Annotated in this window: 15 protein-coding genes; 9 read left to right on the top strand and 6 right to left on the bottom strand. The window is 42.5% G+C overall.

Annotated elements, in window-relative coordinates; genetic code table 11:
- The 3 genes from AB8613_RS21965 to AB8613_RS21955 form a co-directional block, all read right to left on the bottom strand.
- Window positions 1-1,446 (bottom strand): aspartate aminotransferase family protein, encoded by a 1,446-nt coding sequence (locus tag AB8613_RS21965; RefSeq protein ID WP_372385034.1) that lies wholly within the window; start codon window positions 1,444-1,446, stop codon window positions 1-3.
- Window positions 1,447-1,634: 188 nt separating this feature from the next.
- Entirely contained in the window at window positions 1,635-2,639 is a 1,005-nt protein-coding gene (locus AB8613_RS21960; RefSeq protein ID WP_061016859.1) for an AraC family transcriptional regulator, read from the bottom strand.
- A gap of 111 nt (window positions 2,640-2,750) precedes the next feature.
- Window positions 2,751-3,071, bottom strand: a complete 321-nt coding sequence (locus tag AB8613_RS21955; protein ID WP_261383511.1) for a hypothetical protein — start codon at window positions 3,069-3,071, stop codon at window positions 2,751-2,753.
- Window positions 3,072-3,428: 357 nt separating this feature from the next.
- On the opposite strand from AB8613_RS21955, the gene AB8613_RS21950 reads away from it, so the two are divergent.
- From AB8613_RS21950 to AB8613_RS21935, 4 genes are all read left to right on the top strand, one after another.
- Complete coding sequence (locus AB8613_RS21950) at window positions 3,429-4,535, top strand: HlyD family secretion protein (protein ID WP_285953570.1); 1,107 nt, start codon at window positions 3,429-3,431, stop codon at window positions 4,533-4,535.
- A complete protein-coding gene (locus tag AB8613_RS21945; protein WP_372385033.1) occupies window positions 4,525-5,520 on the top strand; it encodes a DUF2955 domain-containing protein in 996 nt (331 codons plus the stop codon). The genes AB8613_RS21950 and AB8613_RS21945 overlap by 11 nt, the downstream gene beginning before the upstream one ends.
- A gap of 216 nt (window positions 5,521-5,736) precedes the next feature.
- Window positions 5,737-6,672, top strand: coding sequence for a ribosome biogenesis GTPase YlqF (ylqF, locus tag AB8613_RS21940; RefSeq protein WP_029405588.1), 936 nt, complete (start codon window positions 5,737-5,739; stop codon window positions 6,670-6,672).
- Window positions 6,673-6,926: 254 nt separating this feature from the next.
- Entirely contained in the window at window positions 6,927-7,952 is a 1,026-nt protein-coding gene (locus AB8613_RS21935) for a GGDEF domain-containing protein (protein WP_285953572.1), read from the top strand.
- Window positions 7,953-8,122: 170 nt separating this feature from the next.
- Here the strand turns inward: AB8613_RS21935 and AB8613_RS21930 are convergent, their stop codons facing one another.
- The gene (locus AB8613_RS21930) at window positions 8,123-8,668 is read right to left on the bottom strand and encodes a GNAT family N-acetyltransferase (protein WP_060981238.1); all 546 of its coding nucleotides are present in this window, start codon (window positions 8,666-8,668) and stop codon (window positions 8,123-8,125) included.
- Window positions 8,669-8,834: 166 nt separating this feature from the next.
- Between AB8613_RS21930 and AB8613_RS21925 the strand changes: the two genes are divergently transcribed.
- From AB8613_RS21925 to AB8613_RS21905, 5 genes are all read left to right on the top strand, one after another.
- The gene (locus AB8613_RS21925; RefSeq protein ID WP_146490711.1) at window positions 8,835-9,977 is read left to right on the top strand and encodes a fatty acid desaturase; all 1,143 of its coding nucleotides are present in this window, start codon (window positions 8,835-8,837) and stop codon (window positions 9,975-9,977) included.
- A 113-nt stretch (window positions 9,978-10,090) separates the two neighbouring features.
- The gene (locus AB8613_RS21920) at window positions 10,091-10,600 is read left to right on the top strand and encodes a helix-turn-helix domain-containing protein (RefSeq protein ID WP_146492455.1); all 510 of its coding nucleotides are present in this window, start codon (window positions 10,091-10,093) and stop codon (window positions 10,598-10,600) included.
- On the top strand, window positions 10,597-11,439 hold the full coding sequence (locus AB8613_RS21915; protein ID WP_327784266.1) for an IS3 family transposase: 843 nt from the start codon (window positions 10,597-10,599) through the stop codon (window positions 11,437-11,439). The genes AB8613_RS21920 and AB8613_RS21915 overlap by 4 nt, the downstream gene beginning before the upstream one ends.
- A gap of 246 nt (window positions 11,440-11,685) precedes the next feature.
- The gene (locus AB8613_RS21910; protein ID WP_372385032.1) at window positions 11,686-13,056 is read left to right on the top strand and encodes an endonuclease/exonuclease/phosphatase family protein; all 1,371 of its coding nucleotides are present in this window, start codon (window positions 11,686-11,688) and stop codon (window positions 13,054-13,056) included.
- Window positions 13,057-13,259: 203 nt separating this feature from the next.
- Entirely contained in the window at window positions 13,260-13,550 is a 291-nt protein-coding gene (locus tag AB8613_RS21905; RefSeq protein WP_017082114.1) for a putative quinol monooxygenase, read from the top strand.
- A gap of 231 nt (window positions 13,551-13,781) precedes the next feature.
- On the opposite strand, the gene manA is transcribed toward AB8613_RS21905, so the two are convergent.
- Both manA and AB8613_RS21895 read right to left on the bottom strand, forming a co-directional pair.
- Entirely contained in the window at window positions 13,782-14,969 is a 1,188-nt protein-coding gene (gene manA / locus AB8613_RS21900; protein WP_372385031.1) for a mannose-6-phosphate isomerase, class I, read from the bottom strand.
- A gap of 2 nt (window positions 14,970-14,971) precedes the next feature.
- On the bottom strand, window positions 14,972-16,138 hold the full coding sequence (locus AB8613_RS21895; protein ID WP_372385030.1) for a glycerate kinase: 1,167 nt from the start codon (window positions 16,136-16,138) through the stop codon (window positions 14,972-14,974).
- Between the last annotated feature and the right edge of the window lie 13 nt (window positions 16,139-16,151).

The raw sequence follows: 16,151 nt of genomic DNA, 5'->3' as shown, positions 1-16,151 counted from the left end.
TTAAGATGCTGCATTATCCATCAATTCTTTCTCCGTCTGGTATGCTTCAATGATCTTTTCAGCAGAAAGGTCAATATCTTCCATCGAAGTATGGCAACTCAAAACCGAGAACAGCATCGTCTTTAAGCCTTTGTAGCCCGAAGTTGATGGATATAGCGTTCCTTCTTCCTGCAAACGGTGAACAACTCGATCCGTGAGTTCATTGCGGTAGATATCATCACCTTGACCAAATTGAGCTGAGAAACGATTGGATACAACATCGTTCAGAATCGTGATGCCTTCTACTGCAGAAAGTTTTTTCGCCATACGCTGTGCTAGTTCAGTACAACGATCAATGTGCTCAACAATCCCTTCTTTACCTAATGATTTAAACGCTGCATACACAGGAACGCCACGTGCTCTTCTTGATGCAGAAATACCAAAGTTAATTGCGTTTCGATCTGGTTTTTCCATTGCATCGTTAAGGTAATCACCCATATTACTTCCACCCATAGCCTTAGATAGCGCAGCGGCGTCTTTTACGATGATCATTCCACTGTCATACGGCATGTTGAACCATTTATGGCCATCCGTATCAATAGAATCTGCTCTCTCAATCCCTTTCAACAGGTATTTTTGTTTATCGCTAGCTGCTGCCCATAAACCAATTGCACCATCTACGTGTAGCCATGCATTACCATGCATTTCTACGGCATCAGCCAGTTCATTAAATGGGTCAAATGCACCTGAATCAATACAGCCAGCCTGTGCGCAAACGAGAGTTGGACCTTCTAGCGCAGAAATAGTCGCTTTGAGGTTGTCTGGAATTATGCGTAAGTTATCGTCTGTTGGCACTTTGACGATTGTTTCTAGACCGATACCAATCATTGACAGTGCGCGCTTTATCGTTGAGTGGATTTGGTCACTGACAACAACGTTAATACGAGGAGCTCCAAACAAGCCTTTGGTGACTACATCCCAACCAGCACGTTCAAGCAGTGTATTGCGGGCGGTTATCAAACCGGTGTATATAGCTTCTTGCGCACCAGAAGTGAAACCTACCGCCGTACCTTGATTTAAACCTAATAGCTCAACCATCCACTCTGCCGCTGTTTCTTCAACAACAGACATAGCAGGGCTAGAAACGTAATAAGGCACATTTTGGTCCCAAGCACTCACTAGCCAATCTGCTGCTAGTGAAGCAGGAAACGAACTGCCAATCGCGTACCCAAAAAAACGTGCACCACCCGATGCCATTAAACCAGCATCGACATTCTTTACCATTTCATCAATCACTTGTGATGGGTCTGTTGGTCGCAATGGTAAATCTCCGCCGATAGATTCACGTAAAGCTTGTGAGGTTGTACCTTTATCTACCGGTCTATCTGCTAAAGATTCTAGGTAAGAAACTGCATGTTTCAGAGAGCTTTCAAGTGGTAAGCGATATTCATTAAAACGGTGTGACATGATGATTCCTCTATTTGTTGTCTACCCAATAATGTTATTGGATCTGGGCTTTGAGGAATTGTCATATCACGCCACGCGAATACGATTTGCTAAAGTTCTTATGGCAAGAAAAAGAAAGCAAAGTGTCACTTCTAAAAACAAGATATCGAGTATTGAATCAAATATAACGCTTCCCCATAAACACCAACCTATAAGCACTGATGTCTACTGCGGAACTGTGAGGGAGTAAAACCGGTTTTGCGTTTAAAGAAACGAGTGAAGTTAGCAGACTCACCATAGCCGATATTGGTAGCTATTGACGTTATTGAGTCGTCCGAGTGCTTCAGTCGAACCTGAGCCTCATTTAAAATAAGATCATCTAACACTTCGCGATAAGTTAAACTTGCGCCGAGTAAGCGCCTCTGGATAGTCCTAGGACTCATTCCCAATATGTTCGCAGCCGTTGATATAGGTAACTTTCCCATCGACAAGTATGGTTGCATGGCATATTTGAATGAGCACAAGAAATCACTAGGGATACCTTCTCGATCTGTGAGTACTCTTCGTTCTGACTTTTTTAGTGAGTTAACTTTCTGATTCAAAAGTTCGTTATTTAGGCGAATACCTGTGACTGAACGGAGTGTGAAAAACTGAACATGTGCTAACTTTGAACATTCAAAAAAGCACTCCGTATGTGGGCTAACAATTGTCACATACTTTTCTTTGCTGTTTTGTTTTGTCAAAGCTGTTACCAACTCATCCAGAAAAATGATCGAGAATATCTCGGCGTACTTAAACCAGTCTTGTGTAGCGCCCTCTTTTTCACGAACTAACCAATAACAATCATTATGGAGCTTTAAAGATATTCTAACTCCGCTTGAGTAATATCGAATGATTTCACAGAATTCTTCTAGTGCTTCTTTTACAGTGCCCTCCCTTGCTTTAACCAAATGAGCAATCACGCCAGGTATATAGGTGTTCTTACACATTAACCAAACACGAGTCACAAATGTATCCAGCGAAACACTTTCACCAAACATTCTGATTATGTTGAGTAAAACAGTCTCAGGTATAAACGGGAATTCACATGTTTGTATGTCAACCGGTGCTTTTACGCCAGTAATCAAAGAATGGACGTTAATATCTTTTTCACTAAAGAGTTCAGCTAGATCATGAATACAATCTGTGCGAACAAGTGGTACTCCTCTATTCATATGCTTTCACCTTCCGACCTTGTTCACTTCACGTTGATATGTTGAAAATCCTGCCTAAGAATTAGAAAGCCCCTTATTAGTAAATTGAATAAGGGGCTAAATTCATACTATTTAGTTGTACTGAATATAAAGCATCTTTCTTAGGCTATTGCATCGATTCTTATCCAGAGGATCCCCTAAATACTCGCCTTCTTCTGCTGCCGTTTTCATTAATAACGCTCGTGCACGCTCATCACTAGGTAGATCTCGATATTTTTCATAGGTTTTCATTTTTAGAATTTTGTATTTAGAATTTTGGCTAAGGTCAGAAAAGTTATCGTAGCAGTAATTCATAGCACCTGAGTTTGCGCCAATCTTACTGGCATCTGTGATTGCATACGCGTTGGCAGTCAACACAATCATAGATAACGCGAGAGTCTTTATCAGTTTCATATCCAGTTCCATTTAACGTTAGTCTTATATAAATTGCAGTTATCGAGCTATTAAACTAACTGCAATTAATATTCAAAAAGTGATGTTAATCATTCATCTAACGCCATGCTTGCCATTTGGTGACACATCAAAAATAACTACTTTAATTGATGCCGATTGGACTCTTCCTGAGAATAGATTTCAATTTCATCACGTCAATAAAAATTTCAATGTCACGATATGGCCATTAAATCAAGATATTTGATCTTATGTTCATCTTAAAAACAGTTCACTCTCTCATTAATAACCTGATGGTTCATTGATGGGAGTAGAACACCTAAATCCCTACATATCAGAATCTTAAATTGAGAGCCTCGCATGTCAGAAATAAAACAAATCGACACCGGAACGCAAAAAAAGAAACCCATCAATAAAGTAAAAATAACAACAAACAGTTTATTGGCATTCACCATCCTTTCCATCGGCATCGCTGTAGTTTCAGACAGAATTATTCCAACTACCGACAACGTTAGGGTTGAAGGCAACGTCATTTCCTTAAAACCACAAGTATCAGGACAAATAGAGAGAATTAATATTACTGCAAACACTAAAGTTGAGAAAAATGACGTGTTACTCAAAATTGTCTCTACCGACTATGAGATAGCCGTTAAACAAGCAGAAGCAAAATTGAAGATAGCCGGGCAGCAAGTTGGGGCGCAAATGGCCAGTATTATTTCCGCTCAAGCACAACTCACAACATCGTTAGTTGCACAACAAAATGCTCGGCGTCAGGGTCAACGAGTATTGGCTATGGCAGACAAAGGGGTCGTATCAAAGTCTGATGCCGATACAACACGTGCCACGATTGATAAAGCTAATGCTGAAGTCATGAACGCTCGCGCTAATCTAGAAAAAGCCAAAGCTCAAGTGGGTCCTGAGGGAGAGGAAAATGCCCAAATACAATCAGCACTACTTGAATTACAAAAAGCCCAATTGGACTTATCGCGCACAACCCTATCTGCGCCTTCAGATGGTGCGGTAACCAACTTGAGCTTATCAGAAGGTTCTTACGCTTCTTCAGGCTCTCCATTGATCACCTTCGTCGAAAGCGACAATTTATGGCTTGAAGCTTATTTTAGAGAAAATAGTCTCGGTAACATAAAACCAGGCGATGACGTTGAAATTGCATTAGATCTTGCTCCAGGCACGACATTCAAAGGCACAGTATCTTCAATCGACTTGGGGGTCACATGGGGTAAAAACGAACAACTTGGTGACCTTGCGAATGTACAAAACCAAAATGGATGGTTAAGAGACACACAACGTATTCCAGTTACGATTAAAATAAACGAGCCATCAGCGATCCACTCAATGCGAATTGGAGGCCAAGCAGATGTCATCGTTTATACTGGCGAAAACACTCTATTTAACCTGCTTGGAAAAACCTGGATTAATGTAGTGAGCTTGTTCTCTTATGTTCGATAAAATAGAGCAAGCACAAGAGCGTAGGATTTTTCGCTACGTCACGGCAGTCGGCCTATCAACATTCCTTGCACTATGGTTTAACTGGCCATTAGCTTTTTGTACGCCACTTCTGACCGCAAAATTTATCGCTGATAAGCCTCAATTTCATATTCTCCATGTCAAACAGTTGGCCTACGCGCTTCTATCCACCGCTGCTATTGGATTCGCAGTATCAACAGGGCTACCTGAGTATAAAATTGCCTTTCTTTCTACACTCACACTCGGGATGCTTTGGGCATACTATTTGTTTACCGACCCTAAATGGGTCATGTTCGCAACATTCCTAATGATCGAACTGATATTACTTCCATCTATAACGATAATCGATCAAGCATCCGCGCTTAATGTAGGAATCGGTTTTGCGTTTTCAGGCACTTTGGCCGTCGCTTTGTACGCCCTTTCGCACCTTTATTTTCCAGAAGAAGAGAAGGCGGACTTTGAAGGGTTTCCCGCATCCCTACTGACCAAAGAAATGCGGTGGACAGCCGCTGTGCGCGCATGGGTGATTTCGTTTCCGCTCGTATGCTTTTACTTCTATTTTCAACTTTCTCAGATACTGCTTACCGTTGCATTTGTAATGTTATTATCGTTAATGGCAAGCAGTGAAACGTCCGGTAAGACCGCGTTATTTTTCACAGCAAGTAACATCCTCGCAGGTCTAATTACATTCGTCGCTTTTCTCATCATATCTTTAGCACCTAATATGTATGTATATATGATGGTTGTACTCAGTGTCATTACGCTTTTCGGAATAAAGATTTATACCGAACCACAAAAGGCGCCTATATATATTACGGCCTTTACCGGGTTCAATGTACTTATGGGAACATCAATAAGCAGCGGCGCATTGGATGACAAATTCTACGTTCGCATTTTCCAGCTATTTTTAGTCTTGCTATACATGGTATTTATGACCTATTTCTTAGAATCTCGATCTAGGAAATAATCCGTCAAACCAGAACTTTCAGTCGTTCCTACACTCTCATCCATTGTTACTAAGTGTTGTTAAATGGCAGGGAAACTCCTGCCATATCTAGTCAGGCGACATCCATAGCTCCTAGATAACACTGTAAAGACATGGCTTCAGGTACAACATAGCGCTTTACACGCCCTAGCGAACCCTTACAATGTGCAGCAAATATATTTATCAAGGTTTGTCTCTATGTCTATTCAATGGTTTCCGGGTCACATGCATAAAGCCCGCAAAGAAATCGAAGAAGTTATCCCACAAGTTGATGTGATCATCGAAGTATTGGACGCTCGTATCCCGTTCAGTAGCGAAAACCCAATGATCTCTTCACTGCGCGGCGATAAGCCTTGTGTAAAAGTGTTGAACAAGCGTGACCTTGCAGATCCTGAACTGACTCAACGTTGGATTGAGCACTTCGAGAAAGAGCAAGGCGTTAAAGCGATTGCGATTACTACTAGCGTAAAAGAAGAAGTTAACCACGTTATGGAGCTAGTACGTAAGCTGGCGCCACACCGTGAACAGATGGGCAAGAACATTCGCACAATGATCATGGGGATCCCGAACGTAGGCAAATCGACCATCATCAACTGCTTGGCTGGACGTACGATTGCGGTTACAGGTAACCAACCTGCGGTAACTCGTCGCCAACAACGTATCAATCTGCAAAATGGCGTGATCCTTTCAGACACTCCTGGAATCCTTTGGCCTAAAGTAGAAAACCCACACAGTGGCTTCCGCTTGGCTGCAACAGGTGCTGTAAAAGATACGGCAATGGAATACGATGAAGTGGCATTCTACACAGTAGAATACCTAGCAAAGCAGTACCCTAACCTTTTGCAAGAACGTTACCAAATTGAAGAGCTGCCAGAGTCTGACATCGAATTGATGGAAGCGATTGGTCGTAAGCGTGGCGCACTTCGTGCCGGTGGTCATATCGACATTCACAAATGTTCGGAAATCCTACTTCACGAATTGCGTAACGGCACTTTAGGTAAGGTAACGCTTGAGTTGCCAGAAATGATCACACAAGAGCTGATCGAAGTTGAAGAAGCGGCTGCTCTGAAAGCCGAACAACAGATTAAGAAGAAAGAGGAGCGTCGTAAGCGTTACTTGAAGAACAAACGTTAATCTCTCTTAATCATTTTTACATCAGCCTCTAAAGTATTCATGTTCTATTCCCCATAGAACATGAATATTGCCTGATACGGTTTGTTGATCTAGCTAACATACTGACAAATCTATAGAAATGGTCGTTTACAATCCCAAAGACTGTGACATACTACGCAAATTATTGTGTATCAATCTCGGCTAATTTCTCAATGCGCTCTTATTCTGGGTTCAAGAATCAAAGATTTAAAACCTATTTCGATAATGAAATTTATTTGCCGTACATAAATTTCATCTACATCCCGATCTCAATATTCTGTGCTTTCCTCGTTACCGACTACATACACTTTGGGAGTGAGTGTCTTACACCTATCATTTTCAGAGTCATACTTTTTCTATTGATGATGGCTGTCGCCAGATACTGCATTACAAGCAAACCCAACGTTTTGGAACTCGTAGAAAGTACTTTCCTTGTAATTAGCTCACTTTTCTTGGTCTATGTCGGTCGACTTGCTATTGAGCTGAACAACTTCGATTACCAAGGCGGTATCATTTTAGTGATGATCTACATTGGTACGTTTTCAAGGTTGTCAGCCAAGTACAGTATCTCTACCCTGTCGTTTATCTTTTTGGCTTATCTCATCGGCCTTGCGCCACTGCTTTATGAAGCTGAGCCAAAGCATGAGATCGACACAATTTCTGTTTATATTTCGGCTTACATCCTAATCTCAGCGGCCTGTATAAGACGTAATTTAGAAGTACACAAACGTTTCGCTCAATCCGAGCAACTGCGTAAACAAGCGATTCAGCTTCGCAAACAATCCAATATGTTTGAGGCGCTTTCTTATCAAGACGCGCTAACGGGCTGCTACAACCGCCTTTATCTTCATCAGGTGATAGAACCGAGCATAAACCGTCAGCTATCCATTACATCGATCATGATAGATATTGATCATTTCAAATTGATTAACGACACCTACGGCCACCAAATGGGCGATATGGTGATCAAAGAATTGGCCGATGAAATTCAAAAACGACTACCGACCAGCAGTAACTGCTTTCGATACGGTGGTGAAGAGTTTTTGGTGATGGTTCAAGGAGAAACCGAGGCTTCAATTGAATCGCTAGTTAATTCCCTTTTAGAATCCCCTTCTCGCCTTAGGTTAGAAGTAACGATTTCAATCGGTGTGAAACATGCACCGCAGGCCCTTGGTTCTGTAGAGCAACTTATCGACGACGCCGACCAAGCACTCTACATTTCGAAGAAAGGCGGTAGGAATAAGATCACATGGTGTGATTAATCGCCCAGTATTTCACGCGTCTTAGCTAATCATTAAAACGGCCACGAATCCAATCAAAAAAGCCCCGAACAATTTAATGCTCGGGGCTTTTGTCTTTGTTCTTCGGCTTTAAAGTAACTTCGGTCAGAAGTTGTTAATTAGCAAAAAAACCAGTATTAAACAAGAATCAACTAAGAATACACGACGCTTGCTGTTTTCTGTTCAAGTTCAACAGGAGAGTTCCAAGAAATCACTTTCTCGTTCACTTGACTACCGCATGGTGCGTTCCAAACTTGCTCAAGTTCTTCTTTGCCGCCAATCGCCTCATAAAAAGCTATCGCTTGGTGGTTCTCAGACATCACCTCTAGGTAAAGCCCTGAGTCCGAATAGTATTGCTGCAACCATTTCGATAATTCAGACAGTAGACGCTTACCAATACCTCTACCGCGATAATTATTGTCTACATGTAACGCATCAATGAACGTGCCACGCTCAAAGTTGTGATTACCAAACGCGCAGACGAAACCAACCAGTAAACCGCCTTCTTCAAGCAATAAAACATGTTGGTTGAAAGGAGGATTAATCAAACGAGTCTGCCAAATAACAGATCTGTCCTCCAAAACATCATTCTCTAAGTAATCATCAGCAAGAATGCCGCGGTAATATAGCTTCCAGCTATCCGCATGTAATTGGGCAATCCGCTCATAATCTTTATATTCAGCTACCTTAATTTCCATTTATTAGCCCTTAGTACTTCCATTTATGACTTGCTACTACATTTCACACTACCTTTATACAATATTTAAGTAAAACATACTAATACACGTTTACACTTTCAATCTTGACTTACACGTGTACGCTGATATTCTAGCGCACAGATGTAAGCTCAATGGAAATTTGCTAATGAATAGTGCCGATAACCCATCAACAAAAAAGCCGCCATTAATCTGGCTCAATATTTTTATATTCTCTTTTAGTATGCTGCTTGCTGTCGTTGCGGCCCCTGTTTATGGCTACTTTTTTGGCTATGGTATGGAGCACTGGATATGGCTAGCGATCTGTTTTACGTTCTGTAACCTTTCAATCACGACAGGTTATCACCGTTTATGGTCACACAAAGCTTTTGAAGCGCATTCAAGCCTAAGATTCTTATTTGCATTAGGTGGTGCATTTGCCCTGCAGAACAGCGCGCTACACTGGTCTTCTGATCACCGAGTACACCACAAGCATGTCGATAATAATGACAAAGACCCATACTCTGCAAAACGAGGGTTTTGGTACTCACACATAGGCTGGATGATTCGTAATTACAGTACCTCAATGTATGAAAACTATGAAAACTGTCGTGATCTTAAAAAAGACAAGATTGTTATGTGGCAGCACAAACACTATGTTCTGTTGGCATTGCTGATGAACTTCGGTGTTCCTATCGCTTTAGGTGTTATTTACGGTGACGTGCTTGGCATGTTGTTAATCGTAGGTGCGGTTCGTTTGGTACTTAACCACCACACAACATTCTTCATTAACTCTCTTGCTCACATCTGGGGGAGCCAACCTTTTACTGACAAAAACACAGCGCGTGATAACGGTGTGTTAGCAGTACTCACTTTCGGCGAAGGCTACCACAACTTCCACCACATCTTTGAGAACGACTACCGTAACGGAATCTACTGGTGGCAATACGATCCAACAAAGTGGTTGATCAAGAGTGCTTCGCTGATGGGACTGGCAAGTAAGCTAAAGAAAACCCCTCAAGCTCGTATCGAGAAAGCCGAAGCGTCTATGCTACTTAAACGCACGCAGCAAAAAATTATGCACCGTGCCGACAAGCAACAAATCGCAGACAAGCTTCAACAAGAGTTCGATGCTCTAGTATCAAACATGAACGAGTACTACGAAGTCAAAAAGCAGCTACTTGAAAGTAAACGTGAAGACGTTGTGAAGAAGTACGAACACTCAGTTCTTAAAGTTCGTTACCAGCAAATCAAAATGAATTTCGAACAACAGAAGAAAAATTGGGTGATGACAGTGGAACAATATGCTTAAGGCGGAGTAGTACGCTTAACACACCAATAACAACTCAGTTGGTTTCTTATTCAAAAGCCCTCATCTTTGAACTGACCCCCAATAGTTGGACACCAATTATTGGGGGTCTTTTTATGTCCAAATATAGCCGAGAGCTAAAATGTATCATTGCTAAGCAATACTTAGATGGCACGTCATCTCTCTACTTAGCAAAACAATATTCAATTTCTTCAAGACAGATACGGTATTGGGCTCAAGTCTTTGCCATCCATGGTACTGATTCATTTTTACCAACTAACCATGCGGCTACTGCTCAGACAAAACGAAAAGCATTGAATTTAATGTGGACGAATGAATGGTCTCTCACGCACACTAGCGCAGTATTAAACCTCTCATCCCCTGGGATACTCTCAGTCTGGCTCAAACGATTTAATGAGCTCGGTATCAAAGGGCTCAAAATGCGCCAGAAAGGAAGACCCTCAATGAAACAGCAACCTCAACGTACCACTAAGCCTGATAATGAAATGACGCTTGAGGAGCTAAAAGAGGAGTTGGTTTACTTACGAACCGAGAATGCCGTTCTAAAAAAGTTGGAAGAGTTGGAGCAGGAAAAAAACCGTCGAACAAAGAAAAAGCGGTCATAGCTCTAACTCTTAAAGGCAAGTACCCGTTGAAGCACTTACTGCACACTCTACAGCTGGCAAAAAGTGTCTTTTATTATCAGGCTCAAACGAGCAAGCGCCCAAATAGCTACGAACGTGAGCTGCGGTTGATAAAGTCAATTTATCATGAGCATAAGGGCCGATACGGCTACCGCCGTATTCACTTGGAATTAAAAAATCAGGGGTTCGTGCTTAACCACAAAACGGTTCAAAGGCTTATGGCTCAGCTCAACCTTAAATCGACGGTCAGGATTAAAAAGTATCGTTCATACCGAGGAGAGTCTGGAACAGCTGCTCCCAACGTGCTTGAAAGAGATTTTAGTGCGACTCAACCCGACGAAAAGTGGGTAACTGATGTCACGGAGTTCAAAGTCAAAGAGCAGAAAGTATACTTGTCTCCCGTTGTCGACTTGTTTACTCAGGAAGTGGTTGCTTATAGAGTGGCCAAAAGTGCCTGCTTGCCGCTAGTCACGGATATGCTGACGGAAGCCATATCAAAGCTTAAACCCAACTCAAAGCCAATTATACATAGCGATCAAGGTTGGCAATATCGCCATCGACAGTATCAAAAAAAGGTAGCGGAGAGTGGGTTAACACAAAGCATGTCGAGAAAAGGTAACTGCTTGGATAATGCGGTTGCTGAAAACTTTTTTGCTTTACTCAAAACAGAGATGTATCACAACCAAAGCTTTGAAGATGCAGATGCTCTGATAGAGCAAATTAAAGAATACATCGAGTACTACAATACCAAACGTATAAAAGTGAAACTAAAAGGCCTGACTCCGATAGAATATCGAACTCAGGCCTTGAAAGCCGCTTAACAGAAATGTCCAACTTTACGGGGTCACTTCACTTGCCATGAGGGCTTTTTTATTTCACAGATCTAATTAAATTCATGAAATTTAAGTATTTATTCTAATAACAGACACCAGTTCCAAATATCACATTTTCAATGCAACAAAATGTCATTCCAGAATCATACCTGTGACTAATGTCACTTACAGAATGACATCCATCTCATAACATGCGCGTCCCAAAATTCTTTCAGCAATCAGCGGACCCATTTTATGAAAATGTTAAAAACCTCTATCGCTTTCGCTATCTCTTCTGCGCTTTTAATTGGTTGCAGCAGCGACACTGATTACGTTCAACCTGAAGAAGTAAAGATCGCTACTTATAACTTGTCTTTTGATCGTGCGACATTCCAAGATCTCGTCACTGAAATGCAAATCGAACCTAGCGTTCAAGCGAGGTTGGTGTCCGATTATTTGGACAATACAATTCGCGCCGCTGACAAAGAAAAGGCAGCAAAAGTTATTCAGATCCGTAACGTCGCAGCTGTGATTCAAAAGAATCGTCCTGATGTGCTTATGATGGCTGAGTTTAACAATGACGGAACAGGTGCTGATAAATCAGCGCTTGAAGGTTTTCAAAAGAACTACCTTTCTGTTGCTCAAAGTATTGAAGGTGCAGGTGGCGACGCAAACTTAGAGCCAATCTCATACCCATACTTTGAAAGCTACTCAACTAATACAGGTTTACTAAACGAATTTGGTTTTGATTTAGACAATGATGGTAACGCTGGAACACTGCCAGGAGATGCGTGGGGCTTCGGTTTGTATCATGGGCAATACGCATTTGCTCTGATGTCAAAATATGAAATCGACACAGCCAACACGCGTACATTCCAAGAATTTAAATGGAAAGATCTCGAAGGTGCTACTATTCCAACAATCACTGTTTGCGACGATCCAAGTAAGTTCCCAACAGGTATGGTTTGCGGCGATGAGTGGTACACGAACGACGAATGGGCAGAAGTTCGCTTGTCTTCAAAGAACCACGTTGATGCGCCAATCCTCATCCCAACCAAAGATGGCACAGAAACTGTTCACTTACTGATGTCACACCCTACTCCGCCTGCTTTCGATGTAGGTAAGAACATTGAACAGAACGCAGCCGAAGTAGACTTCTGGCACCAATATATCCAGAACAAATCGTTCATCTATGACGACTCTGGAAAAACGGGTGGCCTTGAGCAAGGGCAACACTTTGTCATGATGGGCGATCAAAACCTAGACCCAGTAGATGGCGACGGTATTAGTTCTGTGATGCAAGACTTGCACAACGATGCATTAGTTAACCAAGATGTCACCAATGGCAGCTTGTATCCGACAAGTTACGGTGCTGCTGAGCATGCCGTCGATAAATCATCATCTCACCCACAGCCAAACCGTATCACTTCGACGTTTGGACTTGCTGTTGATTACGCGCTGCCTTCAGCAACACTTAACATCGTTGATTCTGGTGTTTATTGGGCGGCTTCTTATGAAGAAGGTCGTAAGCTATTTAACGACACTCGTATTGGCGACTATGGTAACGGCAAAGACGTATCATCTGATCACCGAATGATCTGGGTAAAGGCTGATTTCAGTCACTAACCCATTCAATTGAGACCTACGAAGCCCTCTTGTTTCTATGAGGGCTTTTTAATAAGCGTAACCGATTACCACTAGCTCTATGCTCTCGAGTTTGAATTGTGGATGCCAAGAACCATAGTTATTGGATCCCAGAACTCTTTTTTCTATCTGAATTTATACTTATATTACTTGCACTTATTGAGTGGAACTCCGAGGAATAAAGAATGAGCAAGCTAACGATTATTGCTACAATCGTCTCTAAAGAAGATAAGATTGAGTTAGTTAAATCAGAGATGATTAAATTGATCGATAAAACCCGTGTTGAAGATGGTTGTATAAATTACGATCTGCACCAAGATAACAGTAACCCTGCTCACTTCGTTTTTCATGAGAACTGGGAGTCTGAAGCTCATCTAGAGAAACACTTAGCGAGCCAACACATCGCCGAGTACATGGCTGCGACTGAAGATTGTATCGAAACCTTTGTGCTTAATAAAATGACGCACATTGCCTAACCAGTCACTCAGTACTGATTCAATAGAAAACCCTGCTCTGATCGCAGGGTTTTTCGTTTCTACAAGCTTATATCTGCTCATTCTAATAATGAAAAAACCCGCCAGAGTAGCGGGTATGGTCAATAATCATGACTGTCAAAGACAGATAGGTAACAACCATCAATCCAATATTGAGTACCACTTTACAGTGGCACTCTGACATTTCTTTTGCTGATCGCTAGCACGGGGGCACTAGTTAAAAGCACGAGCCAAAATGCCATTCCCTTGATATTGGTAAACACTTGAATTACTGCTTACAAAGACCGATTCTCCGGGCTTAAGAGAAACTGACCGTCCTTCTGAAGTGACGGTCGCCTCTCCTTCTACACAGAACAAGATCTCCGCGCTACGTAAATACTGTGACTTGCTCTCATCAGTCGCAGACAAGATATCAAAGCCAAAGTCATCCACTGGAATCGGATAGCTCATCTTGCCCTCTTTCAATACAGGCTTAAGACGAATATCTTCTGGCTTAATCGGCTCAAAGATCGTGTTGTCGATAAGCTCAGGAACGTCTATGTATTTAGGTGTGAGACCGGCACGCAGCACATTGTCAGAGTTTGCCATAATCTCTAAACCCGTACCTTGAACATAAGCATGTGGGGTTTCTGCGAACAGGAACATCGCTTCACCCGGCGCCAGTTCAACCGTGTTAAGCATCAATGGTGCAAACAAACCAATATCACCTGGATAATGCTGTTTGAACTCTTTGCTGTATTGCAGAGCTTCACGCCCCATAACCGTTTTAGCTGGTCGCGCATGCGCCGCATAAAGTTCATTAAGCGCAGACTCTTTACGGTCACTCTCAAGCGACATAATTGCACTAAAGAAAGACTTCAGAGAATCACTGTCGGCATTGGCTTTGAGCACATTAAGCTCAATCGCTAACGAAGGAATCTCCGCTTCTTCGAACAAGGCAATAATATCGTCGATTGGACGAAAGCCATTCATCGCTTTGTAGAACGTCAACGCATAAACAAGTTCAGGCTTATGGTTTGGATCTTTGTAATTACGATTAGACGCATTCAAAGGGATACCAAGTGCATTCTCTCGCTCAAAACCTAACTCAGATTTACGCTTATTTGGGTGAACCTGAATCGACAACGGTGTTTCTGCTGCCAACACCTTAAATAAGAAAGGTAGTTCACCGAAACGTGCCGCCGTGTACCCGCCTAAAACATCGGTTTTGTTTTCATCAATCATGTGGGAAAGCGGCTCACCTGTGTCGCCTACTTTTGAGCAACCATTAGGATGAGCACCCATCCAGATCTCAGCTTGCGGTTCTTGATTTGGGTTCACAATACCAAACAGTTGGTTGATGGAGTCTTTGCTTCCCCATGCGTAGTTTTGAATAACGTTGTCGAGTTTAAATAGAGACATAATTACTTCTCATTAAAAATCTGGCCGCCAAGCTTGAGCGTGGCAGCGATGTTACGGGCACTACGAGTCAGATTTTGGCTCGCTTCTGATAAAACTTGGTCTAAGGACTGAGGTGAACGCACGGTTCCAAACAGGCTAGACATTGAGCCGTAAAGCTTTTCAACGTCTGTACCCAAAGAACCAGCGATACCAATGGTCGGAATATTCAGTTTTTGAGCACGCTGAGCGATACCAAATGGAGTCTTACCTTGCAGGGTTTGGTTATCCATCTGCCCTTCACCCGTCACGACCAATGAAGCGCCTTCAAGTGCGTTATCCGCATCCAACGCATCCAGTACCATCTCGATACCCGCTTTAATTTGGATATTGAACGCTAGGCTTAGTCCTAACGGCGTGCCACCCGCAGCACCAAAGCCTGCGCTATCTCGATGATTAACACCTGTGTGAGCCTGAGCGATATCGGCAAAGTGCCCGATAGCAGCATCAAGTTGTTGAACTTGAGTTTGTGAAGCCCCTTTCTGAGGACCAAACACGGCACTTGCTCCGCTTTCGCCACATAATGGGTTATTCACATCACATGCGACAACGAACGTGACTTCTTTGCATCTCGGATGCAACCCATCAAGTTCGATGCTTTCTAGCTGACTTAATTCGGCGCCGCCACCAGATAACTCGTTGCCTTGCTTGTCTAATAACTTGCCTCCCAACGCTTGTAAAATGCCAGCACCTGCATCGTTGGTTGCGCTACCGCCCAAACCAATGATGATCTGTTCAACGCCTTGATCTAACGCATCTTTAATCAATAGCCCTGTGCCAAACGAAGATGCGGTTAAAGGTGATCTTTCTTCTACCGTTAATCGGTCTAAGCCAGACGCTTGAGCAAATTCTACCAAGGCAGTTTTTACCTTTTTGCCATCAACAGCCTGCTCTAACGATGCCCAGTAAGCTGTGCATTCACGTCCGATTGCGTCCATCGTTTGCAACCGTTGTTTCTTACCATTGAGCGCCTCTAGCAACACGTCTACCGTGCCTTCACCACCATCAGCGAGTGGCATTTTCACAAACTCTGCATGAGGGAAAACGTTAGCAAACCCACGCTCAATACAAGACGCAACTTGATTGGCATCGAGTGACTCTTTAAATGAATCGGGGGCAATTACAATTTTCATTGTCGTTCACCAT

The organism is Vibrio sp. BS-M-Sm-2 (genome assembly GCF_041504345.1).
GTDB lineage: Bacteria > Pseudomonadota > Gammaproteobacteria > Enterobacterales > Vibrionaceae > Vibrio > Vibrio satsumensis.
This window is presented reverse-complemented; position numbering and strand designations above follow the sequence as displayed.